Source organism: Streptomyces barringtoniae (assembly GCF_020819595.1).
GTDB classification, from domain to species: Bacteria; Actinomycetota; Actinomycetes; order Streptomycetales; family Streptomycetaceae; genus Streptomyces; species Streptomyces barringtoniae.
The window spans coordinates 138,693-164,543 of record NZ_JAJHNP010000015.1; the positions used below are offsets into that span (position 1 = coordinate 138,693).

Sequence of the window (25,851 nt, forward strand, 5' to 3'; positions counted from 1 at the left end):
CGTCGCGCGCCCCGGGGGGTTTGGGGCGGCGACCGTCCGATCGGTGAGGAGATCCCGGAGCCGTCAGGCGCCGGTTGTTGTGTGCGCGAGGGCACGACCAGGTCGAAGCTGGGGAGGCCCCGGCCTGAAATCGCCCACAGTCCCCTGTGGGCGGGGTGTATCTCTCATCTGGGTAGAACCTACGGCAGGCCGGGCCGCTTGGGCAGACGGAATCGGCTCCCGTCATCCACCCCCCACACGTTCTTCACACGGCCTGCCGCAGGCACCCGTTCAGAGGTGCGGACCAGTCGCTCAGATGCGCGCGAAGGCCTGCTCGATGATGTCGAGGCCCTCGTTCAGCAGGTCCTCGCCGATCACCAGCGGGGGCAGGAAGCGCAGCACGTTGCCGTAGGTGCCGCAGGTCAGGACCAGCAGGCCCTCGGCGTGGCAGGCCTTGGCGAGCGCGGCCGTGGCCTCCGGGTTCGGCTCCTTGGTGGCACGGTCCTTCACGAGCTCGATCGCGATCATCGCGCCGCGCCCGCGCACGTCACCGATGACGTCGAACTTCTCGGCCATGGCGGCGAGGCGACCCTTCATGATCTCCTCGATGCGCTTGGCCTTGCCGTTGAGGTCGAGCTCCTTCATGGTCTCGATGGCACCGAGGGCACCCGCACAGGCGACGGGGTTGCCGCCGTACGTACCGCCCAGCCCGCCGGCGTGCGCGGCGTCCATGATCTCCGCACGCCCGGTGACGGCGGCGAGCGGAAGCCCACCGGCGATGCCCTTGGCGGTCGTGATCAGGTCGGGGACGATCCCCTCGTCCTCGCAGGCGAACCACTGCCCGGTCCGGCAGAAACCGCTCTGGATCTCGTCGGCGACGAAGACGATCCCGTTGTCGGAGGCGAACTGCCGGATCGCCGGGAGGAAGCCCTTGGCCGGCTCGATGAAGCCACCCTCGCCGAGCACGGGCTCGATGATGATCGCGGCCACGTTGTCCGGGCCGACCTGCTTGGTGATCTGGTCGATGGCCTGCGCGGCGGCCTCGGGACCGCAGTTGTCGGCCCCGGTCGGCCAGCGGTAGGCGTAGGCGACCGGCACCCGGTACACCTCGGGAGCGAACGGCCCGAACCCGTGCTTGTACGGCATGTTCTTGGCGGTGAGCGCCATGGTCAGGTTGGTCCGCCCGTGGTACCCGTGGTCGAACACCACGACGGCCTGCCGCTTGGTGTAGGCACGCGCGATCTTGACGGCGTTCTCGACGGCCTCGGCGCCGGAGTTGAACAGCGCGGACTTCTTGGCGTGGTCACCGGGGGTCAGCTCGGCCAGGGCCTCCGCCACCTCCACGTACCCCTCGTACGGGGTGACCATGAAACAGGTGTGGGTGAAGTCGGCGAGCTGGGCGCTCGCCCGCCGTACGACGGCCTCGGCGGAGGCGCCGACGGAGGTCACGGCGATACCGGACCCGAAGTCGATGAGCCGGTTGCCGTCGACGTCCTCGATGATCCCGCCACCGGCGCGCGCGGTGAAGACCGGCAGCACGGAGCCCACGCCCTGCGCGACCGCGGCGGTACGGCGGGCCTGCAGCTCCTGCGACTTCGGGCCGGGGATGGCGGTGACGACGCGGCGCTCCTGCGGAAGTGCGGTCATGGGGGCTCCTGATGATCTTGCGTACCGGGCGGTCTTGTCTGGCGTCCCGGACGATTCCGGGCAGTGCGTTTTCGGCCGCATACCTATCTTTCTTCGCAGGCTAGGGCCGAGGGTGGGGGGTGGGCATGCTCCATGTGGGCGTTGTCGGTCACCCCGGTTGTCCGTCATGGACATAGCCGTCCGGCCGGGGTACGCCCAGTCGGCGGGCGCTCTCGGCCGCGTAAGCGGTGAACTCCCCCTGCCGGGGCGTTAGATTGCTCGCTGACGGTGGACGGAACGGCTGGTCAGGGGGCAAGGTCGATGGACGGCGACGGCACGCGCGACGCACGCGGCACGCATGCGAATCCTGTACCTCGCCCTGCGGTACCACGCGAGGGGAGCGCCGTGCCACCCATGCCGGCGGCACCTCCCAGTGTGCCGCCGCAACCGGACGGCTCCGCCTTCCTGAACTGGCTGCGCACAACCCGCCCCGAGGCGGCGCCCGGCGTGTGGCGCCTCGGACACCGGCCCCGGCCCGAGCAGGAGCCCGAGCAGATCCCGGCCCGACAGCTGATCAGCGGTGCTTTCATCGCCTTTCTCGTCGGCTGGCTGGTCTGGTCCTTGCTGTGGAACGGCTATCTCGGCAGCTGGTGGGTGCTGCCACTCGAACTGCTCGTCCCCGACTCCTGGCGCAACAGCGACAGCAATGTGTCGCGCGCCTTCCTCTGGTACGGCTACTACACCGTCATCGGTCTTGCCATTCTGCTCATCGTCGGCCGTCTCGGCCGCTGGGGCGAGGTCTGGCGCCGCTACGGCCCGCCGGCCTGGCGGCCGGCCCTGCCGGTGGTCGAGCGCCCGCCCACGCCCGAGCAGGACCCGGCCGAATGGCCCCACCTGCGCCGCGCCGGTGCCCACGAGGCCGCCGATCGGCTTGCCGCCGAGGCGAAGGCCGGGCTCATGCGGGACGTCGATCATGCGCGCATCAGCCGGGCTTGGCAGGGGGTGCGGGCGGGACGGCACACGCTGGCCACCTTCACCGGCGCCGTGGTCAAGGACGGCTCCGCCGCCTGCCTGCACCCCTCCGGCGAACGCGACCTGCCCGCGCGGCACGCCCGCCACGACCTGCTCACCGGCCAGGTCCGGCTCGGCACCGCCGTCGACGACCCCCGCAACCCCTACCACTACCGGGGCGCGGGCCTCGGCCTCGACCCCGGCCTGCTCGGTACCTCGCTGCTCGTCGTAGGCCCGTCCGGCTCGGGCAAGACCCGCGCGGTGGTACGGCCGCTCGCCGAGTCCCTGTGCCTGCACGCCCTCGCCGGGCGCGCCTCCGTCGTGGTCGTCGGCGCGGCGGGCACCGGACTCGGCCCGGCCGAGGCCTACGACGTCGTCGTACGCATCGGGCACCCGGAGTCCGTCTACGACCTCGACCTCTACGGCGGCACCACCGACCCCGACGAGGCGGCTGCCATACTCGCCGAGGCCCTCGCAGGCGACCTCGCCGATGCTCACCCGGGCAGCGACAGCCGCCGCTCGACCACTGTTCTCGCCCAGCTGCTCGGTCCCTTCCGTGCCGTCCACGACCGCTTTCCGTCCGTGCCCGAGCTGCGCCAGCTCCTCGACGGCGCCCCCGGCCCGCTGGCCGCGCTGCGCAAGGCGTTGACGGACACCGGACAGGAGGGGCTCCTGCGGGAACTCGACGCCCGCGAACGGCAGATGGCCCACCCGGGCGACATCGGCACCGTGCTCGCCGACCGGATCGCGCTGCTCGACAGGCCTGTCTTCGCCGGCTTTTTCAACACCTCCGACCAGGCCCGGCCGTTCTCACTCAAGGCCCTCGACCATCCGGTGCGCGTCCGCATCGACCTGCCACAGCGCGGGCACGCCGACGCTTCCCGGATCCTGGCCCGGCTGGTGCTGGCCCAGTTCACGGCGGCCGTGACCGTACGGGAGGACCGGTCGCTGTTCGCCTGCCTGATCCTCGACGACGCCTCCGGTGTCATCACCCCGGAGGCGGTCCGTGGCGTCCAGCGCCTTCGCTCGGCCGGTGCCGGTGCGGTGCTCACCCTGCGCACCCTGGACGACGTACCCAGGCCGCTGCGCAGTCCGCTGCTCGGCGCGACCGGCTGCCGGATGGCACTGGCCGGGGTCACCCCCTGGGACGGGCAGGACTTCGCCGAAGTGTGGGGCAAGGAGTGGATCGAGACCCGGGACGTCACCGATCGCCAGATCATCGCCGAGACCCCGGCCGGCAAGGCCGTGCACATCCTGCGACGGGTCATCACAGGACAGGCGCCCACCGCCCGCGCCGTCACCGTCCGTCAGGTGGAGCGTGAGCGCTGGTCTGCGTCCGAGTTGGCTCATGGGGTGCCGGCGGGGCATGCGGTGTTGTCGTTGACGAGTGTGCGGGGGGAGCACGCGCCGCCGTTGCTGGTGGATCTGAGGGGGTGAGGAGGCGGCGGGGGATCGTACGGTGAGGCAGAATCGGTGTAGGCCGTTCATACGGTTCGGCCAAAGGATACGAAGGATACGAAGGATCCGGACGACCACGGTCCGACCATGAGATCCACTCATCCGAACGCTCGATCCGCCGTCGACTGAAGGCCTCATGCCCCCGACCCTCGCCTCGCTCGTCCACCACTCCGCGCTGAAGCTGACCGTGCGCGCGGGCGAGGACCGCCTCGACGTGCCCGTCCGCTGGGCCCACGTCAGTGAGCTGGCCGACCCCGTGCCGTACATGGAGGGCGGTGAGCTGCTGCTGATCACCGCGCTCAAGCTGGACGCCGAGGACCCCGAGGCCATGCGGCGGTACGTGAAGCGGCTCGCAGGGGCCGGTGTCGTCGGGCTCGGGTTCGCCGTGGGGGTCAATTACGAGGACATCCCGGCGGCTCTCGTCGACGCCTGCCGGCAGGAGGGGCTGCCCCTGCTGGAGGTGCCCCGCCGCACCCCCTTCCTCGCCATCAGCAAGGCCGTGTCCGCCGCCATCGCCGCCGATCAGTACCGTGCCGTCACCGCGGGGTTCGCCGCGCAGCGGGAGCTGACCAAGCAGGCGCTGAGCTCCGGGCCCGAGGGGCTGCTCGGCGCGCTCGCCGGGCAGGTCGACGGGTGGGCCGCGCTGTACGACGCCTCCGGCGCCGTCGTCGCCGCCGCGCCCGAGTGGGCCGGCCGGCGTGCCGCCCGGCTGACCGCCGAGGTCGAGCGGCTGCGGGAGCGTCCCGCGCCGGCGTCGTCCGTCGTCGGCGGGCCCGAGCACGAGGACCGGGTCGAGCTGCACTCCCTGGGGACCGGGCGGCGGCCGCGCGCCGCGCTCGCCGTCGGCACCGCCGCCGCCCTCGGCACCGCCGAGCGCTACGCCGTGCACTCCGCCATCGCCCTGCTCACCCTCACCACCGAACGCTCCCGCTCCCTGCACGCGGCCGAACAGCGCGTAGGCGCGGCCGTGCTGCGCATGCTCCTGGCCGGGGAGCCCGACCACGCCCGGGCCGTCGCCGGGGACCTCTACGGCGGGCTGCTGGACGCGCCGTTCCGGATGATCGTCGCCGAGGCGGCGTCCGGATCCGCCGCTCGGGCGCACGCGGACGCCCACGGCCACGGCCACGTGCGCGGGCCGGGTACCGGTGGCGCCGTGCCTGCCGCCGGTGCCACGAGCGGTGATCCGCTGGGCGGGCTGGCGGAGGCCCTGGAGTCCGCTGCCGCGCGCTCCGGGGAGGCCGTGCTGGTCGTGCCCGAGGGGGAGCGGCTGGTGGTGCTCGGCGCCGACGGCGGCGCGGCGGTGGCCGCCTGCACGGGTCACGCGGCGGCGCTGGAGGCGGCGCGGGCCGTGCCGGAGCAGACCGGGGGCGACGAGGAGGAACTGGTCGTAGGGCTGTCCGCGCCGGCCGGGCCGATCGCCGCCGCGGCGGCCTACAAGCAGGCCGAGCAGGCGCTGTCGGTGGCGCGGCGGCGGGGGCGGGTGCTGGTGGAGCACGAGCAGCTGGCCGCGGGGTCCGTGCTGCCGCTGCTGGCCGACGACGCGGTGAAGGCGTTCGCGGACGGGTTGCTGCGGGCGCTGCACGAGCACGACGCGACGGGGCGGGGGGATCTGGTCGCCTCGCTGCGGGCGTGGCTGTCGCGGCACGGGCAGTGGGACGCGGCTGCGGCGGACCTGGGCGTGCACCGGCACACGCTGCGGTACCGGATGCGGCGGGTCGAGGAGATCCTCGGGCGGTCCCTGGACGATCCCGACGTCCGGATGGAGCTGTGGCTGGCGCTGAAGGCGACCAGCGCCGAGTAGTCCGAACAGACCGGCGCCGAGTACTCCAAGTAGTCCAAACAGTAGTGCCGGGGCTGCCCACTGCTACGACTCGGACAAGCGACCCCCGGTCGGCCCCGCCCTACCGTGGACCACGAAAGCCAAGCACACCTCCAACGCGGAAGGGCCGGGAACCGACACATGACTTCCACCCACGCCTTCTGGCTCGCCGGCCGCCAGGTCACCGGCGAGGACAGCTTCGACGTCACCTCCCCGTGGGACGGGCGCCTCGTCGGCAAGGTCGGCGTGCCGACCGACGCCCAGGTAGAGGAGGCCGTGGCCGCCGCGTACGCCGTGCGCGACGAGTTCGCCGCCACCCCGGCGCACGTGCGCGCCGCCGCCCTCGACCACGTCAGCAAGCGGCTGGTCGAGCGCACCGAGGAGATCGCCCAGCTGATCTCCGCCGAGAACGGCAAGCCCGTCAAGTGGGCCCGGGGCGAAGTCGGCCGTGCCGTCTCCGTGTTCCGGTTCGCCGCCGAGGAGGCCCGGCGGTTCAACGGCGGCGAGGCCCAGCGGCTGGACACCGACGCCGGCGGCCAGGGCCGGCTGGCGCTCACCCGCCGCTTCCCGAAGGGTGTCGTGCTCGGCATCGCGCCGTTCAACTTCCCGCTGAACCTGTGCGCGCACAAGGTCGCCCCCGCGATCGCCGTCGGCGCGCCGATCATCCTCAAGCCGGCCCCGGCCACCCCGCTCTCCGGCCTGATCCTCGGCGAGCTGCTGGCCGAGACCGACCTGCCGGCCGGTTCCTGGTCGGTCCTGCCGGTCCCGAACGACCGCATGCCCGCCCTGGTCCAGGACGAGCGCCTGCCGGTGATCTCCTTCACCGGTTCCGACAAGGTCGGCTACGCGATCATGGACTCGGTGCCGCGCAAGCACTGCACGCTGGAGCTGGGCGGCAACGGAGCCGCGGTCGTCCTCGGCGACTACGCCTCCGACGCAGACCTGGACTGGGCCGCGACCCGCATCGCGACCTTCTCCAACTACCAGGCCGGCCAGTCCTGCATCTCCGTGCAGCGCGTGATCGCCGACGCCTCCGTCCACGACCGCCTGCTGCCGCGCATCGTCGCCGCCGTCGAGGCCCAGGTCACCGGTGACCCGTCCGACGCCAAGACGGACGTGGGCCCGCTGGTCAGCGAGGACGCGGCCAAGCGCGTGGAGTCCTGGGTGAAGGAGGCGGTCGAGGCCGGCGCCACGCTGCTCACCGGCGGCGACCGCGACGGCGCCTCCTACGCGCCGACCGTCCTCACCGACGTACCGGCGGACGTCACCCTCGCCTGCGAGGAGGTCTTCGGACCGGTCCTCACCGTGCAGAAGGTGGACGGCGAGGCGGAGGCCTTCGCCGCGGTCAACAACTCGAAGTACGGCCTCCAGGCGGGCGTGTTCACCCACGACCTGCAGGTCGCCTTCCGCGCCCACCGCGCCCTCGAGGTCGGCGGCGTGGTGATCGGCGACGTCCCGTCCTACCGCGCCGACCAGATGCCGTACGGCGGCGCCAAGCAGTCCGGTGTGGGCCGCGAAGGCGTGCGGTTCGCGATGGAGGACTACACCTACGAGCGCGTGCTGGTCCTGACCGGTCTCGCGCTCTGACCTGCCACGGACAGGTCGGACGGAACGGCCGGTGCCCACTGTGCGGGGGCACCGGCCGTTCGTGTTCCCGAAAGCTCTGGCCGGGTAAAGGATTCGGCATCGGCCGGTCAATAATATTGATCTGTGCATGACTCAGTCGGCCGTCTGTGTGTCTGCTAGGGCGACCGATCAAGTCCGACTTCGGACCACTCAGGGGAACACATGCACATAGCCCGTACCGGGCGCGGCCTCGCGGCCTCCGCCGCCACTGCCGCACTCGTCGCCGCAGGACTGGCGACCATCTCCTCGGCAGGCGCCACCACCGCCGCGCCCGCCGGCGTGCCGCACACCTTCGCGCAGCCGGCCGTCGCGGGGCAGACCCTCGTCCACGACGTGGCCAGCCCCCTCCCCATCGCCCAGTGCCAGGCCAAATGGCACATCAACTGCTACAACCCGCTCCAGTACAGAACGGCGTACGACCTGAACCCGCTGTACAAGAAGGGCATCACGGGCAAGGGCCGTACGATCGTGATCGTCGACTCCTTCGGGTCCCCGACCGTCCAGCACGACCTGGACGTCTACAGCAAGCAGTTCGGGCTGCCCAGCACCAAGGTCGACGTCGTCAAGTGGGGCCATGTCCCCAAGTTCGACCCGAAGAACTCGGACATGACCGGCTGGGCCGGCGAGACCACGCTGGACGTCGAGATGGCCCACGCCGTCGCGCCGGGTGCGAAGATCGTGCTGGTGGAGACGGCGGTCTCGGAGACCGAGGGCACCACCGGCCTGCCGGAGATGATGTCCGCCGAGAAGTACCTGATCGACCACGGTGTCGGCGACGTCATCACCCAGAGCTTCGGCGCCACCGAGAACACCTTCCCGGGCTTCGACAAGGGCGACTTCTCCAGCATCAAGAAGCTCCGGTACGCCTTCGAGGCCGCGCAGCGCAAGCACGTGACCGTGCTCGCCTCCTCCGGTGACGGCGGCGCCACCGACATGAAGCTGGACGGCAAGACGTACTACAACAAGCGCGTCAACTCCTGGCCGTCGTCCGACCCGCTGGTCACCTCCATCGGCGGCACCCAGCTCCACCTGAACGACAAGGGCGAGCGCGTCAAGCCGGACAGCGTCTACAACGACTACGGCGCGGGCGGCGGCGGCCAGTCCCACGTGTTCAACCGGCCGGCCTACCAGGACGGGGTCAAGAACGTCGTCGGCACCCGCCGCGGCACCCCGGACATCTCGATGGCCGCCGCGGTCAACGGCGGTGCCTGGGTGTACTCCAGCTACGACCCGACGGCCACCGGCTGGGACGTCTCCGGCGGCACCAGCGAGGCCAGCCCCCTGTTCTCGGGCATCGTCGCCCTCGCCGACCAGGCGGGCGGCCACCGCGTGGGCAACATCAACGCGGCCCTCTACACCCTGCTGAAGCAGAAGAACCCGGGCGTCGTCGACGTCAACGACGGCACCGACAACAGCTACCAGGGCGTGAAGGGCTACAAGGCCGTCAACGGCTACGACATGGCCACCGGCGTGGGCACCCTGGACGCCCTGCGCTTCGTGCCGGCCCTCGCCAAGGCGAGCCGCGGCTGACGAGTCCGACACCCTGACGCCCGCGGTCGCACGTCACCGCACGTCAGCCTGCAGAAGGGGCCCGGCACCGCTGCCTTTCGGTGCCGGGCCCCGTCCCGTCGTCGGCCGATCCGGACCCTCGACCGGAGAAGCCGACGTGCGCGAGCCGCAGCGGGCCGCGCAGCCTGAGGCGGACGTCGTGCACGCCGGCGGCGGCGATGGCGGCGATGGCGGCGCCCAGGGTGGTGTAGGCGTAGGCGCCTGCGGTGGGGGTGGACGGTGCCAGGTTGGCCAGCACCGGGCCGCCGTCCAGGGACACCTCCAGCACGCCCTCGCCCGCCACCTGCGCCGTCACCTCGCCCACCCCCGTACCGAAGTCGCAGGAGCGGTGGACGAGTTCGGCCGTGCCGCCGTGCGCCGGTGTCACCGCGTCGCCCGCCGTCCTCGTCCGGTCCACGATCGCGATGCCGGACTGCTCGTCGAAGCAACGACATCTGGGGCGCCGGCGCCGGCAGCCCGTGCATCTGGGCCGACTCCGGCACCAACTGGGGCGTCTGGGCGGTCAACAAGACCGGCGCCGTCGGCCCGCTCGGCACCTCCCAGGGCACCCTCACCCTCGGCGACTCCACCTGGACCGTCTACAAGGGCAACAACGGCTCCAACGACGTCTTCTCCTTCGTCCGCAGCTCCAACGCCGGCTCGGGCACGGTGAACATCCTGCCGATCCTGAAGTGGATCAAGGAGTCGCACACGATCGCCGATAGGGGCAGGCCCCGGCGCTTGTACTCCCGTGCCACGTCCAGGAGTTCGCTCTGCGTGCGGTAGCGCAGCTTGCACTGCCAGAAGCCGGCCGCCCACTCCGGCAGCATCGGGGAGCGCCCGGTCACCGCGCTGTAGGCGCGCTGCCCGTCGGCCGGCGTGCCCGCCGTGATCCAGTAGTCGATCTGCCGGGCCGAGTCCGCTACCCAGCGGGTGCCGTTGCCCGCCAGTTCCCCCCGGCCGATCGCCGGGTTGTTCCACAGCAGGGTGTAGCCCCGGCTGGACACCAGCACCGGCACGCTCACCTCGGCGTTGCGCTGCACGAGGTCCAGCACCAGGCCCTTTTGGTCCAGGCGCCCGTGCTGGTGCTGGCCCAGGACGTACAGCTTCTCGCCCTCGCAGGCGGCGAACCGCTGCTCAAGGCGGTGGTGGCCGTTGCCGACCGCCGTGTACAGCCGCGACCCCGGCCACCAGAAGTGGGCCCGCTCCTCGGCGAGCAGCTCCGTACGGTCCTCGGTGCGCAGAAAGCGGACCAGGCCCTCGGCGCTCACCTCGGCGGTCAGTGCGCCGACCGTCAGCCGCGCCGCGCCGCCACCGATCTCGACCCCGGCGTCCTTGTGCGGGCGGGGAGTCGAGGAGCGCGCCCGGGAGCCCCTCCAGCACCGGGCCGCCGAGCCGGGCGCGCACCCGGACCGCGTCCGGATCCCACGGCTCGATCCGCACCGTCTCCTGACGGCCGCTCCACTCCAGCGCGCCGTCCCGCTCGCGGAAGGTGCCGACGGTGGGGGAGGACCGGGCGAGGCTGACCTTGGGCTGCGCGACGGCATGCTGGTTCACGGCGTGATCCTGAAACAGTGCGGACAGGGTCAAGGCAGGCGGAGCCGTGCCCCGGACGCACCGGAGCCACGGGAAGGTACGTCAGGACGCGGCCGGCGCCGGTCCCGAACTCGCCCGTACCGTCAGCTCGGGCACGATCAGCACGACCTCGTCGCCGCCCCGCCCGTCCAGCTTGGCCACCAGGTGCTCGACCGCGTACCGGCCCATCTCCTGCGCCGGGATGGCGACCGAGGTCAGCCGGACCGAGGCCTGCACGGCGACCTGGTCCGGGCAGACCGCGACCACGGACACGTCCTCCGGCACGGCCCGTCCCTGCTGGCGCAGCAGCGCGAGCAGCGGCTCCACCGCCGACTCGTTCTGCACCACGAACCCGGTCGTCGCCGGGCGCTCGTCGAGGATCCGGGCCAGGGTCACCGCCATCGCGTCGTATCCGCCGTCGCACGGGCGGTGCAGCACCCGCACGCCCGTCTCGCGGGCCCGGGAACGCAGTCCGTCGAGGGTGCGCTCGGCGAATCCGGTGTGGCGCTCGTAGACGGCCGGGGCCTCGCCGATGACAGCGACGTCACGGTGCCCGAGCGCCGCCAGATGCTCCACGCACAGCGCGCCCGTCGCACTCCAGTCCAGGTCCACGCAGGTCAGACCGTCCGTGTCGGCGGGCAGGCCGATGAGCACCGAGGGCCGGTCGGTCTGCCTGAGCAGCGGCAGCCGCTGGTCCTCCAGCTCGACGTCCATCAGGATCATCGCGTCGGGCCCCTCCTCCCCGGTGAGGAGGAGGACGTCGTAGCCGTGGGTGCGGGCCGTGGCGGCCGCCGCGATGGCGATCTCCATCATCACCGGCACGTACATGTCGGTGCGCAGCGGGATCATCAGCGCGATGATGTTCGACCGCTTGCCGGCCAGGGCGCGGGCGCCGGCATTGGGGTGGTAGCCCAGTTCCCGGATGCTCTGCTCGACCCGCTGCCGGGTGGTCGCGGAGATGGACCGCTTGCCGCTGAGGACATGGCTCACCGTGCTCGCCGAGACTCCGGCGTGCTGGGCGACCTCGGCAAGGGTGACCATCCGTGCTCCAAGCCTTGTGAAGCGCTTCGACCGACCGCGCGTTGCTTACGGGGGCGAGTGAGGATGAGATTGACGCCAGCCTCAGCCAGGGCTGGGAGTCCAGAAGCTGTCGAAGCGCTTCGACTGCTTTTCCCGGGAGGTGGTACGAGGCGCGCGCCGGGAAACCAGTACACACCCGCGCGTGGAGTATCCGGCCGGGCTTTCGGCCGGATGGACGCGCGAGGGGTGGTGGGGTCGGCCCGTTTCGGGTACCAACGATCCAGTAGCACTGGTCGGTAACGAACGGTCCAATTCATCCCTCTTCGCGGCGAGGTGAGCCTCAATGTCCGCCCCCACCAAGTCACGCACCAATGTCACCGAGCGCGAGGCACGTCGGGTGGCGGAGGCCGCCCGGCAGCAGGACTGGCACAAGCCCAGCTTCGCCAAGGAACTGTTCCTCGGGCGCTTCCGGCTCGACCTCATCCACCCCCACCCGCTCCCGGACCCCGACAGCGTCCGGCGTGGCGAGGAGTTCCTCGGCAAGCTGCGCGCGTTCTGCGAGTCCACGATCGACTCCGCCCGCATCGAGCGCGAGGCCCGCATCCCCGACGAGGTCGTGACCGGCCTGAAGGAACTCGGCGCCTTCGGCATGAAGATCGACCCCAAGTACGACGGTCTCGGCCTCACCCAGCTCTACTACAACAAGGCCCTCGCCCTGGTCGGCTCCGCCAGCCCCGCCGTCGGCGCGCTGCTCTCCGCCCACCAGTCGATCGGCGTACCCCAGCCGCTGAAGCTCTTCGGCACCCAGGAGCAGAAGGACACCTTCCTGCCCCGCTGCGCCCGCACCGACATCTCCGCCTTCCTGCTCACCGAGCCGGACGTCGGCTCCGACCCGGCCCGCCTCGCCACCACGGCCGTACCCGACGGCGACACCTACGTCCTCGACGGGGTGAAGCTGTGGACCACCAACGGGGTGGTCGCCGACCTGCTCGTCGTCATGGCGCGGGTACCGAAGTCCGAGGGGCACAAGGGCGGCATCACCGCGTTCGTGGTGGAGGCGACCGCGGAGGGCGTCACCGTCGAGAACCGCAACGTCTTCATGGGCCTGCGTGGCATCGAGAACGGCGTCACCCGCTTCCACCAGGTGCGGGTCCCGGCCGCCAACCGGATCGGCCCGGAGGGCGCCGGCCTGAAGATCGCGCTCACCACCCTGAACACCGGGCGGCTGTCGCTGCCGGCGATGTGCGCGGGCGCCGGGAAATGGTGCCTGAAGATCGCCCGCGAGTGGTCGGCGGAGCGCGAGCAGTGGGGCAAGCCGGTCGCGCTGCACGAGGCCGTCGGCTCCAAGATCAGCTTCATCGCGGCCACCACCTTCGCCCTGGAGGCCGTCCTGGACCTGTCCTCGCAGATGGCCGACGAGGACCGCAACGACATCCGCATCGAAGCCGCACTCGCCAAGCTCTACGGCTCCGAGATGGCCTGGAAGATGGCCGACGAACTGGTCCAGATCCGCGGCGGACGCGGCTACGAGACGGCCGAGTCCCTCAGGGCCCGCGGCGAGCGCGCGGTTCCGGCCGAGCAGATCCTGCGCGACCTGCGCATCAACCGCATCTTCGAGGGCTCCACGGAGATCATGCACCTGCTGATCGCCCGCGAGGCCGTCGACGCCCACCTCTCGGTCGCCGGTGACCTCATCGACCCCGACAAGTCCCTGTCCGACAAGGCGAAGGCGGGCGCGAACGCAGGCGTGTTCTACGCCAAGTGGCTGCCCAAGCTGGTCGCCGGGCCCGGACAACTGCCCACCGCGTACGGCCAGTTCAAGAACGGAGTCGACCTGTCCGGGCATCTGCGCTACGTCGAGCGCACCGCCCGCAAACTGGCCCGCTCCACCTTCTACGCCATGTCCCGCTGGCAGGGCCGGATGGAGACCAAGCAGGGCTTCCTCGGGCGCATCGTGGACATCGGCGCCGAGCTGTTCGCGATGAGCGCGGCCTGCGTCCGGGCCGAGCTGCTGCGCAGCCGGGACGACCACGGCCGCGAGGCCTACCAGCTGGCCGACGCCTTCTGCCGGCAGGCCCGCATCCGGATCGAGGAACTCTTCGACCGGCTGTGGACCAACACCGACGCCCTCGACCGCAAGGTGGTCAAGGGCGTGCTCGGCGGGGCCTACACGTGGCTCGAGGAAGGCGTCGTCGATCCGTCCGGGGACGGCCCGTGGATCGCCGACGCGACCCCCGGCGCCTCCACGCGGGAGAGCGAGCGCCGCCCCTTCGGGGACTGAGCCGCCCTCCCGCCTGTCGACCGGGTGCCCGGGGCGGGTCAGTTGCCCCAGGTGCCCTGGTTCACGGCGCAGTTCCAGCCCGAGCCGTGCAGGGTGAACTTCAGCTGGTAGCTACGGGTGTTGAGCAGGTGTGTGGGGATCCTCATGCCCAGGCTCGCCCTGCCCTTGAACGTCCCCGCGTAGACGGACACCGAGGTGGTCGAGTTGTGGGTGATCCTGCCGCCGGTGGGCTTGGCCTTGCCGAAGCGGAGGTTCTTGACGTTCGTGACGCTGAACGTGACCTTCTTGAAGCTCGTGGCCGTCTTGCTCTTGATGCCGAAGTACAGGCCCCCGTTGGTGACCCAGCCGTGCGAGTCGACGTAGAAGCGGCTCGGGTACACGATGTTGATCGGGCAGCCGGTGCTCTGCGGAGCCCGGGTGGCGGCGGCCGCGCCCCCGGCGAAAGCGAGCTGAGTGGCTGCCAGCACGCCGGCGGTGGCCAGCGCGGCCGCGGTCGTACGCATGCGGTTCAAGGTGATGTTCCTCCCCCTGTTGTTCCCCCAGTTGTGCGCGCCCTTCGCGAAGGGCGCCACGGGAAGGATGCCATCACCGGCGGCCGAAAGCGCGCGATTTCAGAAATATGATCTTCACCACGCCTTGACAACGGGAAAACCCTCCATCCGGCGACGAAAGACGTTCACGCACCCGCCCGGGGGACGCCCTGTCCTGCCGGTCACCGGTTGCGGCAACAATGGGGGGATGACCGACAGCCCCGCCCATCCGGCACCCCTCGCCGATCCGCACCTCGTCTACGATCCCCTCGCGGGCGACAGCCCCAAGGACGTGGTGATCCTCGGCTCCACCGGATCCATCGGCACCCAGGCCATCGACCTCGTGCTGCGCCACCCCGACCGGTTCCGGGTCACCGCCCTGTCCGCGAACGGCGGCCGCATCGCCCTCCTCGCCGAGCAGGCGCGCCGCCTGCGCGTGCGGACCGTCGCGGTCGCCCGCGAGGACGCCGTACCCGCCCTGCGCGAGGCGCTCGCCGCCGAGTACGGCCCCGGCGAGCCGCTGCCCGAGATCCTCGCCGGACCGGACGCGGCGACCCAGGTCGCCGGCTCCGACTGCCACACCGTGCTGAACGGCATCACCGGCTCCATCGGCCTCGCGCCCACCCTCGCCGCCCTGGAGGCCGGCCACACCCTGGCGCTCGCCAACAAGGAGTCCCTGATCGTCGGCGGGCCGCTGGTCAAGACGCTGGCCAAGCCGGGCCAGATCATCCCGGTCGACTCCGAGCACGCCGCGCTCTTCCAGGCGCTGGCCTGCGGGACGAGGGCCGATGTGCGCAAGCTGGTGGTCACGGCGTCCGGAGGGCCCTTCCGGGGCCGTACGAAGGCCGACCTGGCGCACGTCACCGTCGAGGACGCCCTCGCCCACCCCACCTGGGCGATGGGCCCGGTGATCACGATCAACTCCGCGACCCTGGTCAACAAGGGCCTGGAGGTCATCGAGGCACACCTGCTCTACGACATTCCCTTCGACCGCATTGAGGTGGTCGTGCATCCCCAGTCGTATGTCCACTCGATGGTCGAGTTCACCGACGGATCCACGATCGCCCAGGCGACGCCCCCCGACATGCGCGGGCCCATCGCCATCGGTCTGGGCTGGCCCGAACGCGTTCCCGACGCGGCGCCCGCCTTCGACTGGAGCAAGGCTTCCACCTGGGAGTTCTTCCCCCTGGACAACGAGGCCTTCCCCTCGGTGAACCTCGCCCGGCACGTGGGGCGGCTCGCGGGGACCGCGCCGGCGGTGTTCAATGCGGCCAACGAGGAGTGCGTCGAGGCCTTCCGCACCGGCGTGCTGCCCTTCAACGGCATCATGGAGACCGTCACCCGGGTGGTCGAGGAACACGGCACCCCGGCCACGGGAACTTCACTCACCGTGTCGGACGTCCTCGAAGCGGAGACCTGGGCCCGCGCCCGGGCCCGCGAACTCACAGCCACGACGGCGACCGCGGAGGCGCGTGCATGACGACCTTGATGTTCATCCTCGGCATACTGGTCTTCGCGGTGGGCCTGCTCGTCTCGATCGCGTGGCACGAGCTGGGGCACCTGTCCACGGCCAAGCTCTTCGGCATCCGCGTCCCGCAGTACATGGTCGGCTTCGGCCCGACCGTCTGGTCGCGCAAGAAGGGCGAGACCGAGTACGGCATCAAGGCGGTCCCGCTCGGCGGCTACATCCGCATGATCGGCATGTTCCCGCCCGACGACCAGGGCCGCGTCTCCGCCCGCTCCACCTCCCCGTGGCGCGGCATGATCGAGGACGCCCGCTCGGCGGCCTTCGAGGAGCTCCAGCCCGGCGACGAGACGCGCATGTTCTACACGCGCAAGCCGTGGAAGCGCGTCATCGTCATGTTCGCGGGCCCGTTCATGAACCTGATCCTCGCGATCGCCCTGTTCTTCACGGTCCTCATGGGCTTCGGCATCCAGCAGCAGACCACCACCGTCGCCTCCGTCTCGCCCTGCGTCATCGCGCAGAGCGAGAACCGCGACAGCTGCAAGAAGTCCGACATGGCGTCCCCGGCCCAGGCCGCCGGCATGAAGAAGCGCGACAAGATCGTCTCCTTCGACGGCAAACCGACCAAGGACTGGAACACCCTGTCGGACCTGATCAGGGACAGCGCCGGCAAGACCGTCCCGATCGTCGTCCAGCGCGACGGCAGGCAGGTCACCCTGCACGCCAAGATCGCCACCAACCTGGTCGCCAAGAAGGACTCCAGCGGCCAGTACGTCCAGGGCCAGTACGTCAAGGCCGGCTTCCTCGGCTTCAGCGCCGCCACCGGCGTCGTCCACCAGGACTTCGGCCAGTCCGTGACCTGGATGACCGACCGGGTCGGCGACGCCGTCGACTCCCTGGCCGCACTGCCCGCCAAGATCCCGGCCCTGTGGGACGCGGCCTTCGGCAACGCCCCGCGCCAGCCGGACTCCCCGGTGGGCATCGTCGGCGCCGCCCGCATCACCGGCGACATCGCCACCCTCGACATCCCCGCCTCCCAGCAGGTGGCGATGTTCGTGATGCTGCTCGCCGGCTTCAACCTCTCGCTGTTCCTGTTCAACATGCTCCCGCTGCTCCCGCTCGACGGCGGACACATCGCGGGCGCGCTGTGGGAGGCGCTGCGCAGGAACGTGGCACGGGTGCTGCGCCGCCCGGACCCGGGCCCGTTCGACGTGGCGAAGCTGATGCCGGTGGCGTATGTGGTGGCGGGGATCTTCGTCTGCTTTACGATCCTGGTCCTGGTGGCGGATGTCGTTAACCCGGTGAAAATCTCCTAGCCGCACGACGTTCGAGGCAGCCCGGAAGCCTGTCCTCCGGGCCGCCCTCCATCGAGTGGGTTTGCCGGGTGGGATGTGCTGGCGCCAAGGCCGGTGCCGTAATCTCGAAGCCTGGAGCCCGACCGTAGACGGGACCGGACCTTGATCCACGACTTGGGGTTGCACAGCAGATGACTGCGATTTCTCTCGGCATGCCGTCCGTTCCGACCAAGCTCGCCGAGCGCCGGAAGAGCCGGCAGATCCAGGTCGGAAGCGTGGCGGTCGGCGGAGACGCGCCCGTTTCGGTCCAGTCGATGACCACGACCCGTACGTCCGACGTCGGCGCCACCCTCCAGCAGATCGCCGAGCTGACGGCGTCCGGCTGCCAGATCGTCCGCGTGGCGTGCCCCACCCAGGACGACGCGGACGCCCTCGCGACCATCGCCCGCAAGTCCCAGATCCCGGTGATCGCGGACATCCACTTCCAGCCGAAGTACGTCTTCGCGGCGATCGAGGCGGGCTGCGCGGCGGTCCGGGTGAACCCCGGCAACATCAAGCAGTTCGACGACAAGGTCAAGGAGATCGCCAAGGCCGCCAAGGACCACGGCACGCCGATCCGGATCGGGGTCAACGCCGGTTCCCTGGACCGGCGCCTGCTCCAGAAGTACGGCAAGGCGACGCCGGAGGCCCTGGTCGAGTCGGCGCTGTGGGAGGCGTCCCTCTTCGAGGAGCACGACTTCCGGGACATCAAGATCTCCGTCAAGCACAACGACCCGGTCGTGATGATCGAGGCCTACCGGCAGCTCGCCGAGAGCTGCGACTACCCGCTCCACCTCGGGGTGACGGAGGCGGGCCCGGCGTTCCAGGGCACGATCAAGTCGGCGGTGGCCTTCGGCGCGCTCCTCTCCCAGGGCATCGGCGACACCATCCGCGTGTCCCTCTCGGCTCCCCCCGTCGAGGAGGTCAAGGTCGGCCTCCAGATCCTCCAGTCGCTCGGCCTGCGCCAGCGCGGCCTGGAGATCGTCTCCTGCCCGTCCTGCGGCCGCGCCCAGGTGGACGTCTACAAGCTCGCCGAGGAAGTCACAGCCGGCCTGACCGGCATGGAGGTCCCCCTCCGCGTCGCCGTCATGGGCTGCGTGGTCAACGGTCCGGGCGAGGCCCGCGAGGCCGACCTCGGCGTCGCCTCCGGCAACGGCAAGGGCCAGATCTTCGTCAAGGGCGAGGTCATCAAGACCGTCCCCGAGTCCAAGATCGTGGAGACCCTCATCGAGGAGGCCATGAAGCTGGCCGAGCAGATGGAACAGGACGGCGTGGCCTCGGGTGAGCCGTCGGTGTCGGTGGCCGGCTGATCTTTTCGGCTTTCGTGAGTCCCGTTACCGCTGGTGGCGGGACTCAGCCATACCTCCGCCCAGACGGATTGGCGGCGTGCCGCCCCACTTGTCGGCGAGCGCCGCGACCAGCAGCAGCCCCCGCCCGGACTCGTCGGCCGGTACCCGCAGCCCGGGCAGCCGCTCGGTACAAGTGCCGCAGACCTCCAGGCGCAGGGTGCCGGACGACTCGGTGAGCCGCAGGCGGAGGTCCCGCCCGGGTACGTGCCCGCGCCGGACCGCATTCGCTACGAGTCCGGCGGTGATCAGAACGGTGGGCCGCTTCGACTCATGGTGTGCCATTCCGGGGCGGACAGCTCAGGTATCGCCCAGCAGATAGCCAACGAAATGGGCGTCACCGTAAGGGCACCCACGGACAGGGCAGGCACCAATCCGCTGCTGGGCCCGGGGCAGATTCCGCAGATCGACAACGGTGGATACTGGCGGACCTTCCTTCCCGTCGTCGCAGGCCAAGACGAAGTTGATCGGCTTTTACCAGGAAATGGATCCAGGGTATTCACAATCCTGGGGCGGATTCGTGCCTCGGCCTGAATCGTGTGCGGGAAAGTACCCGGTAGACGATGTGGTCGGCCCCATCCTCGACATGATGGAATTGACCATCGATGTCATGGGTGGAGCTTTCCGCGTGCCGGGCGGAGCTACCGCACTCCTTCAGTCCAGCACGAAGCGCTGCTCAACATCTCCGTCGAAGTGAGCCTGCCCCTTGCCCTCCCGCGTACCGGCCTGATCCACTCGGCCCGGATGCAGGGCCAGGAGATGTGCGACGCCGACGGGGTGTTCACCCAGTTCTACGAGGCGCTGCGCCTGCCCGACCGCTTCGGCTGGAACGGGCACGCCCTGCGGGACCGCCTGCGTGATCTTCACTGGCTCAAGGCCGCTCGCAAACGCGGGATCCTCTGGCGGGCCCTGAACGACGCCGTGACGTTCTGGGCGGGAGGACCCGAGCTGCCGGGACAGGAGAAGATCACCTTCGACGTCGTACTGCTGTGCCCGCCCGAGGCCGGAAAGAGGTCCAGGAAGAGCTGCGCCGGGAGCTCCTTCGCAGGTGGGCCCCCCTTCCTCGCCCCGAGGCGCCGCACAATCGCACGAGGTAAAGTGCCGGGACCAGCAGAACCCCAGGGTGAGGCCCCGCACGTGTTGACCCAGACCACCTCTCGGGTGCTCGAACCGAGCGACCTTGACGCCGCGCTCGCCATACTCGGCCGCGAGCCGGTCGCGAACGCCTTCGTGACCTCACGGGTCCAGGTCGCCGGTCTCGACCCGTGGCGCCTCGGCGGCGAGATGTGGGGCTGGTATGAGGACGGCATGCTCACGTCCCTGTGCTACGCGGGCGCCAATCTGGTCCCGGTCTGTGCCACCCCGCGCGCCGTCCGCGCCTTCGCGGACCGGGCGAGAAGGGCCGGCCGCCGCTGCTCCTCCATCGTCGGTCCCGCCGATTCCACCGCAGCTCTGTGGCGCCTGCTGGAACCGCACTGGGGACCCGCCCGCGAGGTCCGCCCCCACCAGCCCCTGATGGTCACCGACCGCATGCCCGCCGACATCGCCCCGGACCCCTACGTCCGCCGCGTCCGCAAGGACGAGATGGAGACGATCATGCCGGCCTGCGTGGCGATGTTCACCGAAGAGGTCGGCGTATCGCCGATGGCCGGCGACGGCGGCCTGCTCTACCAGGCCCGCGTCGCCGAACTCGTCGGCTCCGGCCGCTCCTTCGCCCGCCTCGACGAGCACGGCAAGGTCGTCTTCAAGGCGGAGATCGGCGCGGCGACCAGCCAGGCCTGCCAGATCCAGGGCGTCTGGGTGGCTCCCGAGCACCGGGGAAGGGGCCTGGCGGCACCGGGGATGGCGGCCGTCCTGCGCTATGCCCTGGCGGACGTGGCGCCCGTCGTCAGCCTGTACGTGAACGACTTCAACACGGCGGCGAGGCGGACGTACCACAGGGTGGGCTTCCAGGAGGTGGGCGCTTTCATGAGCGTCCTGTTCTGAGCCCCCTGTACGCTCCCGGGCATGGACCTCGTGATCGGCTCCCTGGACCTCGCTGCCCGCGTCGACGAGGCCCTGGCCGTCCAGGCCGTAGCCTTCGGTCTGGGCCCCGACGAGGTCGCCGTACGCCGGCAGATCGTCCAGCGGCACATGCAGTTCCCGGGCGCGCGGGCCCTCGGTGCCACGGTGGGCGATCACCTCGTGGGCTTCGTGTACGGCATGCCCAACTCCCGCACCCACTGGTGGTCCACCGTGGTGGAGCCGTATCTGCGCGCCAACGGCAACGACTTCTGGCTGGACGACTCCTTCGTGATCACGGAGCTGCACGTCCACCCCCACCACCAGAACCGGGGCATCGGGCGGCGGCTCATCACCACGATCACCGACACCGCCGGCGAACCGCGCTCGATCCTCTCCGCGATCGACACCGACAGCCCCGCCCGTGGCCTGTACTTCTCCCTCGGGTACGTCGACCTCGCCCGCCAGGTCCACTTCCCGAGCGCGCCGAAGCCGTACGCGGTGATGGGCGCCCACCTGCCCCTCCGCAGGCACTAACCGATTTCCGCCCCCGCAGCAAGCCCGGCTAACCTCCTTGCCATCACCGTTTTCCCGGCAGGAGTACGAGAATCATGGCGAACGCACCGGTCCAGCGCATGTCCCAGTTGATGGCGAAGACGCTGCGCGACGACCCGGCGGACGCCGAGGTCCTCAGCCACAAGCTCCTCGTCCGCGCCGGCTACGTCCGCCGCACGGCCGCCGGTATCTGGAGCTGGCTGCCCCTCGGCAAGAAGGTCCTCTCCAACGTCGAGCGGATCGTCCGCGAGGAGATGGACGCCATCGGCGCCCAGGAGGTCACCCTCCCCGCCCTGCTGCCCCGCGAGCCGTACGAGGCAACCGGCCGCTGGGACGAGTACGGCCAGGAGCTGTTCCGCCTCAAGGACCGCAAGGGCGGCGACTACCTCCTCGGCCCGACCCACGAGGAGATCTTCACCCTCCTGGTCAAGGACCAGTGCACGTCCTACAAGGACCTGCCGGTGATCCTGTACCAGATCCAGACCAAGTTCCGCGACGAGGCCCGCCCCCGCGCCGGCATCCTGCGCGGCCGCGAGTTCCTGATGAAGGACTCGTACTCCTTCGACCTGGCGGACGAGGGGCTCGCGCAGTCGTACGCCCTGCACCGTGAGGCCTACCAGCGCATCTTCGAGCGCCTCGGCCTCGACTACCGCATCTGCGCGGCCACCGCCGGCGCGATGGGCGGCTCGAAGTCGGAGGAGTTCCTGGCCCCGGCCGAGGCCGGCGAGGACACCTTCGCCGACTGCCCGAACTGCGACTTCGCCGCCAACACGGAGGCGATCACGTACGCGCTCCAGCCGGTGGACGGCTCGGCCGTCCCGGCCCTGGAGGAGATCCCGACCCCCGACACCCCGACCATCGAGACCCTGGCCGCCTCCCTCGGCGTCCCGGCCTCCGCCACGCTGAAGAACCTGCTGGTGAAGGTGGACGGCGAGATCGTCGCCGTCGGCGTGCCCGGCGACCGTGAGGTCGACCTGGGCAAGGTCGAGGCGCACTTCGCCCCGGCGGTCGTCGAGATGGTCACCGAGGGGGACTTCGCGGGCCGCCCCGACCTGGTGCGCGGCTACGTCGGCCCGCAGGGCCTGGGCGAGAAGGTCAAGTACATCGCCGACCCGCGCGTGGCCCCCGGCACCGCCTGGATCACCGGCGCCAACAAGGACAACACGCACGCGAAGAACGTCGTCGCCGGCCGTGACTTCGAGGTCGACGAGTACGTGGACGTCGTCGTGGTGCAGGAGGGCGACCCCTGCCCGAAGTGCGGTACCGGCCTGAAGCTGGACCGTGCCATCGAGATCGGCCACATCTTCCAGCTGGGCCGCAAGTACACCGACGCCCTCAAGCTCGACGTCCTCGGCCAGAACGGCAAGCCGGTCCGCGTCACCATGGGCTCCTACGGCATCGGCGTCTCCCGCGCCGTCGCGGCCATCGCCGAGCAGAGCGCCGACGACAAGGGCCTGGTGTGGCCCAAGGAGGTCGCCCCGGCCGACGTGCACGTGGTCGCCGCCGGCAAGGCCCTGCAGACCGAGCTTGCCCTCGACGTCGCCGAGAAGCTGGCCGCCGCGGGCGTCCGCGTCCTGGTCGACGACCGGGCCGGCGTCTCCCCGGGCGTGAAGTTCACCGATGCCGAGCTGATCGGCGTCCCGCAGATCCTGGTCGCCGGCCGCCGCTCCGGCGAGGGCGTCCTGGAGCTGAAGGACCGCAGGACCGGCGAGCGCGAGGAACTGCCGGCCGAGGACGCGATCGCCCGCCTGACGGCCTGACGGCCTGACGGACGGTGAGGGCGGCGGTCACGTGTGCGAGCGCCGCCACTCCTGCCGGGAGAGCGTCCAGTACTCCCGGCTTCTGAAGGTGACGGAGGAGACGGTGCCGTAGCGGGCGCGTGCCTCGGCGAGGGTGGTGCCGCCGGGCTCCAGACCGCACCGCCCGTCCGGGGCGGGCGAGGGACACGGCGTGGGGTCCTGGACGCGCCACGCCGGGTCCCACGGGTCGTCCCACTCGACGGTGAACGACGGATCGTTGAGCTCCGGCTCGGACAGGCGCAGCCCGTCGGCCTGCCGGCCCTTGTCCCGCTGGTACTCCAGGGCGTACCGGAGCCCGCCGACCCCGCCGGTGTCCGGGTCCCCGCCCGTCGGGCCGCCCCAGTCGCCGAGGTGCGCCCGGCCGATGTCCCGAAGCGTCGGCGTCACCCCGCGGGGCGCGCCGTAGTAGGCGATGGCGTCCATCCGGCAGTGCACCACGTCGGGGTCCTCGGACTGGTCGAAGAGATCGGGCTGGCGCCGGCCGAAGCAGAAGTCGCTGAACCGCAGCAGGACGGGTTCCAGTGAGGGAAGCGCGGCGAAGGCCTTCGCCCGCTCACGAACGGCCAGTTCCGCCGCTGCCCGCTGGTGCCGCGCCGCCGACGAGATCGCCGGACGGTGTGGCGTTCGCCGGCATCCGGCTGCGCGGCGGAGCAGCCCGCCACCAGCAGCCCGGCCGGCGCCGTGAGCATCCCCCTGCGCCATGTTGGCCGCATGCGGCGACTCTGCCCGGCACCCGGCCCAGCCGGCACGGGTCCGCCTACCCATGTGCATGAGTACGCCTACTCATGCCTAGAGCCAGCTCGCGAACTCCAGCAGCAGTTCCGCGTCCTTCTCGCGGCCGACGCGCCGGGCCCGTACCCCCGACTCCACCGCCCGGAACAACGTCCACCCCCGCAAGCGCTCCTGGTCCACCTCCAGCGACTCGGCGAGCCGCTTGATGCGCCGTCGTGTCGTCGCCGCGCCCGCCGGTGCCGCGATCAGGTCCTCCACCCGGTCCCGCACCAGCCGCGCCAGATCGAAGGCGCACTCGCCGACCACCGGATCAGGGCCCACCGCGAGCCACGGCATCCGCTCCCCGGCCAGCACCTTGCTCTGCCGGAACGTACCGTGCAGCAAACGGTGTTCGGGCGGCGCGGCCAGCAACTCCTCGCGGGCCGCGAGCGCCGCGTCGACCAGCGGCGCCACCTCGGCGTCGGCCTCCGCGCCCGCCCGCATCGCCGCCGCCTGGCGCCCCGTGCGCTCGGCGACGGACTCGAAGGCATGACCGGCCGGCGGCTCGACCCACAGCCGTCGCAGCGTGCCCGCCGCCTCCAGCAGCGCCTTCGCCTCCGGCAGCGACCGCACGGACACATCCGGGTGCAGCCGCTCCAGCAGCAGCGCACCGTCCTCCGCGTCCGCCTCCAGCAGTTGTACGGCGCCCAGCCCGCCCCAGTGCGCCAGCGCCGCCCGCTCGCTCTCCGGACGGGCCCTCGGCGGGGCCAGCTTCAGCACGGCCGGACTGCCGTCGGCCCGCCGCACCAGCACCACCAGGCTGCTGCGCCCACCCGGTACCTGAACCCGCTCCACGGTCAACTCGCGCCTGGCAACGGCCCGTTCGGCGGACACGGGCAGCTGGGCGAGCCAGTCGTCCCCGGCCGGTGCCGTCTCACCGAGCGCCCGTACCAGGCGCGGCGGCGGTTCGAAAGCCATGCGTGAGTCGTTCCCTTCCTGTCCGGGTCCTGTCGTACGGGCGCCTCATGCGGTCACGGGGAGACCGAGGCCGAGGCGGGGGCCGACGGTGTCGTACCGGCCGCACCGGTCCCTTCGCCGGAGGACCGCTCGGCGAGCCCAGGGAAGGCTACGCTCTCCCCGCTCCAGCGCGCCGCGCGCACCGCGGCCTCCCGCAGCGCGGCGGCGGCCGCGCCGCGCCGCGCGCCCGTCGCGGCCCGCACCAGGTCCGCGTAGACGCCCGCCACCCGCTCCTCCAGCCGTGCGGCGAGCCGCACGGCGGCGGGCGAATCCGGCACCGGGAACGGCAGCGCGTACCCGGCGTTCGCGGCGACCGGCTCCCCGCCCAGGTCGCGGACCTCGCGGATCAGCGCGTCCCGGCGCGCCCGGTGGGCGTCGTACGCCGCCCGTGCCTCGCTCCGCCGCGCCGCGCCGATCCGGCCGCCGACGACACCGTAGCCGTACACCGCCGCGTGCTCCGCCGCCAGCGCCGCCTGCAGTGCGGTCAGCTCGGCCGGCCTCGTCCCGTCGCTCACTTCGCCCCCTTCGTCAGCAGGTACGCGTGCGTGGCCCCGGCCGCCGCCACCGACGCCAGCAGCCGCGCCAGCTCGCCCGGCACGTCCAGCAGGCTCCGGGCGCGCCGGTCGGCGAGCGTGCGCTCGGCGGCGGCCAGGGCGGCGAGGGCGTCCTTCTCGGTGGCCGGCACGGGGGTCGAAGAGTGCGACACGGACGGCGACTTCGAGGGCGCAGGCGTCGCGGACCCTGCGAAGGCAGCGGTGTGGGCGGCGACCTGGGCCCGCAGCGGGCCCAGCCGCTGCGCCAGCCCCGGGTGCGCGGCGAGGACGGCGTCGTACCGCTCCAGCAGCGCCTGGCTGTCCCGCGCCGCACGCGCGCGTGCCCGCTCCTCCGCCGACGAGGCGCTGCTGCCGCCGGAGTCCGGACCGGCGGTGCAGCCCACCAGCAGGGCGGCGCCGGCGGCCGAGGCGAGCAGGGATCTTCTGCGCGGCCCCGAGGGGGCACGCAAGGGTGGCGGGTACGGCACGGCTGACGTCCTCGGGGGCTCGTACGAACACACGGGCGGGAGGGCAGCCCGCCGGTGATCACGGTACCCGCGCACACCCTCGCCCCATGTCACCGGCTCAGGGGACCCGCCCAAGGGGCGCGGGACTGT

At 71.5% G+C, this 25,851-nt stretch carries 20 protein-coding genes and 4 pseudogenes; 14 read left to right on the plus strand and 10 right to left on the minus strand.

Translation table 11 applies throughout. The annotated features are described in order from the left end of the window. Positions 1-291: 291 nt before the first annotated feature. Entirely contained in the window at positions 292-1,626 is a 1,335-nt protein-coding gene (gabT, locus tag LMU33_RS26330) for a 4-aminobutyrate--2-oxoglutarate transaminase (RefSeq protein ID WP_228623077.1), read from the minus strand. 300 nt (positions 1,627-1,926) lie between these two features. Between gabT and LMU33_RS26335 the strand changes: the two genes are divergently transcribed. The 4 genes from LMU33_RS26335 (at position 1,927) to LMU33_RS26350 (ending at position 9,049) form a co-directional block, all read left to right on the plus strand. Next, positions 1,927-4,053 carry a type IV secretory system conjugative DNA transfer family protein gene (locus tag LMU33_RS26335; RefSeq protein WP_228623078.1) on the plus strand — a complete coding sequence of 709 codons (2,127 nt, stop codon included), beginning with the start codon at positions 1,927-1,929 and terminating at the stop codon, positions 4,051-4,053. A gap of 157 nt (positions 4,054-4,210) precedes the next feature. Then, positions 4,211-5,875 carry a PucR family transcriptional regulator gene (locus LMU33_RS26340; RefSeq protein WP_228623079.1) on the plus strand — a complete coding sequence of 555 codons (1,665 nt, stop codon included), beginning with the start codon at positions 4,211-4,213 and terminating at the stop codon, positions 5,873-5,875. A gap of 159 nt (positions 5,876-6,034) precedes the next feature. Further along, complete coding sequence (locus tag LMU33_RS26345) at positions 6,035-7,480, plus strand: aldehyde dehydrogenase family protein (RefSeq protein ID WP_228623080.1); 1,446 nt, start codon at positions 6,035-6,037, stop codon at positions 7,478-7,480. Positions 7,481-7,681: 201 nt separating this feature from the next. Next, positions 7,682-9,049, plus strand: a complete 1,368-nt coding sequence (locus LMU33_RS26350) for a S53 family peptidase (protein WP_228623081.1) — start codon at positions 7,682-7,684, stop codon at positions 9,047-9,049. Positions 9,050-9,170: 121 nt separating this feature from the next. Here the strand turns inward: LMU33_RS26350 and LMU33_RS26355 are convergent. Next, positions 9,171-9,512 (minus strand): annotated as a pseudogene (locus LMU33_RS26355) (carbohydrate-binding protein); the annotation flags it as partial. A gap of 2 nt (positions 9,513-9,514) precedes the next feature. Here LMU33_RS26355 and LMU33_RS26360 point away from each other — a divergent pair. After that, positions 9,515-9,775: pseudogene (locus LMU33_RS26360) on the plus strand (GH12 family glycosyl hydrolase domain-containing protein); the annotation flags it as partial. On the opposite strand, the pseudogene LMU33_RS26365 reads toward LMU33_RS26360, so the two are convergent. Together LMU33_RS26365 and LMU33_RS26370 are read right to left on the minus strand one after the other, a co-directional pair. Beyond that, a pseudogene (locus tag LMU33_RS26365) lies at positions 9,768-10,624 on the minus strand (TIM-barrel domain-containing protein); the annotation flags it as partial. The pseudogenes LMU33_RS26360 and LMU33_RS26365 sit on opposite strands and share 8 nt — an antisense overlap. Positions 10,625-10,705: 81 nt before the next feature. Beyond that, entirely contained in the window at positions 10,706-11,683 is a 978-nt protein-coding gene (locus tag LMU33_RS26370) for a LacI family DNA-binding transcriptional regulator (protein WP_228623082.1), read from the minus strand. A gap of 322 nt (positions 11,684-12,005) precedes the next feature. Between LMU33_RS26370 and LMU33_RS26375 the strand changes: the two genes are divergently transcribed. Next, entirely contained in the window at positions 12,006-13,943 is a 1,938-nt protein-coding gene (locus LMU33_RS26375; protein ID WP_228623083.1) for an acyl-CoA dehydrogenase family protein, read from the plus strand. Between the two features lie 38 nt (positions 13,944-13,981). On the opposite strand, the gene LMU33_RS26380 is transcribed toward LMU33_RS26375, so the two are convergent. Then, the gene (locus LMU33_RS26380; protein ID WP_228623084.1) at positions 13,982-14,446 is read right to left on the minus strand and encodes a hypothetical protein; all 465 of its coding nucleotides are present in this window, start codon (positions 14,444-14,446) and stop codon (positions 13,982-13,984) included. A gap of 235 nt (positions 14,447-14,681) precedes the next feature. On the opposite strand from LMU33_RS26380, the gene dxr reads away from it, so the two are divergent. The 3 genes from dxr to ispG all read left to right on the plus strand — a co-directional run bounded on the left by dxr (position 14,682) and on the right by ispG (position 18,582). Further along, positions 14,682-15,953, plus strand: a complete 1,272-nt coding sequence (dxr, locus tag LMU33_RS26385) for a 1-deoxy-D-xylulose-5-phosphate reductoisomerase (protein ID WP_228623085.1) — start codon at positions 14,682-14,684, stop codon at positions 15,951-15,953. Then, positions 15,950-17,254, plus strand: a complete 1,305-nt coding sequence (locus LMU33_RS26390) for a M50 family metallopeptidase (protein ID WP_228623086.1) — start codon at positions 15,950-15,952, stop codon at positions 17,252-17,254. Before dxr ends, LMU33_RS26390 begins: the two co-directional genes overlap by 4 nt. A 170-nt stretch (positions 17,255-17,424) precedes the next feature. After that, positions 17,425-18,582: a flavodoxin-dependent (E)-4-hydroxy-3-methylbut-2-enyl-diphosphate synthase gene (gene ispG, locus LMU33_RS26395; protein WP_228623087.1), complete on the plus strand. Its 1,158-nt coding sequence runs from the start codon at positions 17,425-17,427 to the stop codon at positions 18,580-18,582. A 24-nt stretch (positions 18,583-18,606) separates the two neighbouring features. On the opposite strand, the gene LMU33_RS26400 is transcribed toward ispG, so the two are convergent. Next, positions 18,607-18,903 carry an ATP-binding protein gene (locus LMU33_RS26400; RefSeq protein ID WP_228623088.1) on the minus strand — a complete coding sequence of 99 codons (297 nt, stop codon included), beginning with the start codon at positions 18,901-18,903 and terminating at the stop codon, positions 18,607-18,609. On the opposite strand from LMU33_RS26400, the gene LMU33_RS42320 reads away from it, so the two are divergent. From LMU33_RS42320 to LMU33_RS26420, 5 genes and pseudogenes are all read left to right on the plus strand, one after another. Beyond that, positions 18,892-19,152, plus strand: a complete 261-nt coding sequence (locus LMU33_RS42320; protein ID WP_504967699.1) for a DUF8616 domain-containing protein — start codon at positions 18,892-18,894, stop codon at positions 19,150-19,152. The two genes, LMU33_RS26400 and LMU33_RS42320, sit on opposite strands and share 12 nt — an antisense overlap. A 210-nt stretch (positions 19,153-19,362) precedes the next feature. Continuing rightward, positions 19,363-19,524, plus strand: a pseudogene (locus LMU33_RS41245) (barstar family protein); the annotation flags it as partial. 231 nt (positions 19,525-19,755) lie between these two features. Beyond that, the gene (locus LMU33_RS26410; RefSeq protein ID WP_228623128.1) at positions 19,756-20,604 is read left to right on the plus strand and encodes a GNAT family N-acetyltransferase; all 849 of its coding nucleotides are present in this window, start codon (positions 19,756-19,758) and stop codon (positions 20,602-20,604) included. Between the two features lie 21 nt (positions 20,605-20,625). Next, on the plus strand, positions 20,626-21,156 hold the full coding sequence (locus tag LMU33_RS26415; protein WP_228623089.1) for a GNAT family N-acetyltransferase: 531 nt from the start codon (positions 20,626-20,628) through the stop codon (positions 21,154-21,156). Between the two features lie 74 nt (positions 21,157-21,230). Then, positions 21,231-22,934 carry a proline--tRNA ligase gene (locus LMU33_RS26420; RefSeq protein WP_228623090.1) on the plus strand — a complete coding sequence of 568 codons (1,704 nt, stop codon included), beginning with the start codon at positions 21,231-21,233 and terminating at the stop codon, positions 22,932-22,934. 27 nt (positions 22,935-22,961) lie between these two features. Here LMU33_RS26420 and LMU33_RS26425 read toward each other — a convergent pair whose 3' ends face one another. The 4 genes from LMU33_RS26425 to LMU33_RS26440 all read right to left on the minus strand — a co-directional run bounded on the left by LMU33_RS26425 (position 22,962) and on the right by LMU33_RS26440 (position 25,722). Beyond that, positions 22,962-23,675, minus strand: coding sequence for a hypothetical protein (locus LMU33_RS26425; RefSeq protein ID WP_228623091.1), 714 nt, complete (start codon positions 23,673-23,675; stop codon positions 22,962-22,964). Positions 23,676-23,762: 87 nt separating this feature from the next. Continuing rightward, positions 23,763-24,662 carry an aminoglycoside phosphotransferase family protein gene (locus tag LMU33_RS26430; RefSeq protein WP_228623092.1) on the minus strand — a complete coding sequence of 300 codons (900 nt, stop codon included), beginning with the start codon at positions 24,660-24,662 and terminating at the stop codon, positions 23,763-23,765. A 53-nt stretch (positions 24,663-24,715) separates the two neighbouring features. Beyond that, positions 24,716-25,216: a ferritin-like domain-containing protein gene (locus tag LMU33_RS26435; RefSeq protein ID WP_228623093.1), complete on the minus strand. Its 501-nt coding sequence runs from the start codon at positions 25,214-25,216 to the stop codon at positions 24,716-24,718. Next, positions 25,213-25,722 carry a hypothetical protein gene (locus LMU33_RS26440; RefSeq protein ID WP_228623094.1) on the minus strand — a complete coding sequence of 170 codons (510 nt, stop codon included), beginning with the start codon at positions 25,720-25,722 and terminating at the stop codon, positions 25,213-25,215. The genes LMU33_RS26435 and LMU33_RS26440 overlap by 4 nt, the downstream gene beginning before the upstream one ends. Positions 25,723-25,851 lie beyond the last annotated feature (129 nt).

What these genes read in the sequence shown, in the direction of transcription:
- gabT (WP_228623077.1), bottom strand. Translation starts at nt 1,626, where the DNA reads ATGACCGCACTTCCGCAGGAGCGCCGCGTCGTCACCGCCATCCCCGGC.
- LMU33_RS26335 (WP_228623078.1), top strand. Translation starts at nt 1,927, where the DNA reads ATGGACGGCGACGGCACGCGCGACGCACGCGGCACGCATGCGAATCCT.
- LMU33_RS26340 (WP_228623079.1), top strand. Translation starts at nt 4,211, where the DNA reads ATGCCCCCGACCCTCGCCTCGCTCGTCCACCACTCCGCGCTGAAGCTG.
- LMU33_RS26345 (WP_228623080.1), top strand. Translation starts at nt 6,035, where the DNA reads ATGACTTCCACCCACGCCTTCTGGCTCGCCGGCCGCCAGGTCACCGGC.
- LMU33_RS26350 (WP_228623081.1), top strand. Translation starts at nt 7,682, where the DNA reads ATGCACATAGCCCGTACCGGGCGCGGCCTCGCGGCCTCCGCCGCCACT.
- LMU33_RS26370 (WP_228623082.1), bottom strand. Translation starts at nt 11,683, where the DNA reads ATGGTCACCCTTGCCGAGGTCGCCCAGCACGCCGGAGTCTCGGCGAGC.
- LMU33_RS26375 (WP_228623083.1), top strand. Translation starts at nt 12,006, where the DNA reads ATGTCCGCCCCCACCAAGTCACGCACCAATGTCACCGAGCGCGAGGCA.
- LMU33_RS26380 (WP_228623084.1), bottom strand. Translation starts at nt 14,446, where the DNA reads ATGCGTACGACCGCGGCCGCGCTGGCCACCGCCGGCGTGCTGGCAGCC.
- dxr (WP_228623085.1), top strand. Translation starts at nt 14,682, where the DNA reads ATGACCGACAGCCCCGCCCATCCGGCACCCCTCGCCGATCCGCACCTC.
- LMU33_RS26390 (WP_228623086.1), top strand. Translation starts at nt 15,950, where the DNA reads ATGACGACCTTGATGTTCATCCTCGGCATACTGGTCTTCGCGGTGGGC.
- ispG (WP_228623087.1), top strand. Translation starts at nt 17,425, where the DNA reads ATGACTGCGATTTCTCTCGGCATGCCGTCCGTTCCGACCAAGCTCGCC.
- LMU33_RS42320 (WP_504967699.1), top strand. Translation starts at nt 18,892, where the DNA reads ATGGTGTGCCATTCCGGGGCGGACAGCTCAGGTATCGCCCAGCAGATA.
- LMU33_RS26400 (WP_228623088.1), bottom strand. Translation starts at nt 18,903, where the DNA reads ATGGCACACCATGAGTCGAAGCGGCCCACCGTTCTGATCACCGCCGGA.
- LMU33_RS26415 (WP_228623089.1), top strand. Translation starts at nt 20,626, where the DNA reads ATGGACCTCGTGATCGGCTCCCTGGACCTCGCTGCCCGCGTCGACGAG.
- LMU33_RS26420 (WP_228623090.1), top strand. Translation starts at nt 21,231, where the DNA reads ATGGCGAACGCACCGGTCCAGCGCATGTCCCAGTTGATGGCGAAGACG.
- LMU33_RS26425 (WP_228623091.1), bottom strand. Translation starts at nt 23,675, where the DNA reads ATGGCGCAGGGGGATGCTCACGGCGCCGGCCGGGCTGCTGGTGGCGGG.
- LMU33_RS26430 (WP_228623092.1), bottom strand. Translation starts at nt 24,662, where the DNA reads ATGGCTTTCGAACCGCCGCCGCGCCTGGTACGGGCGCTCGGTGAGACG.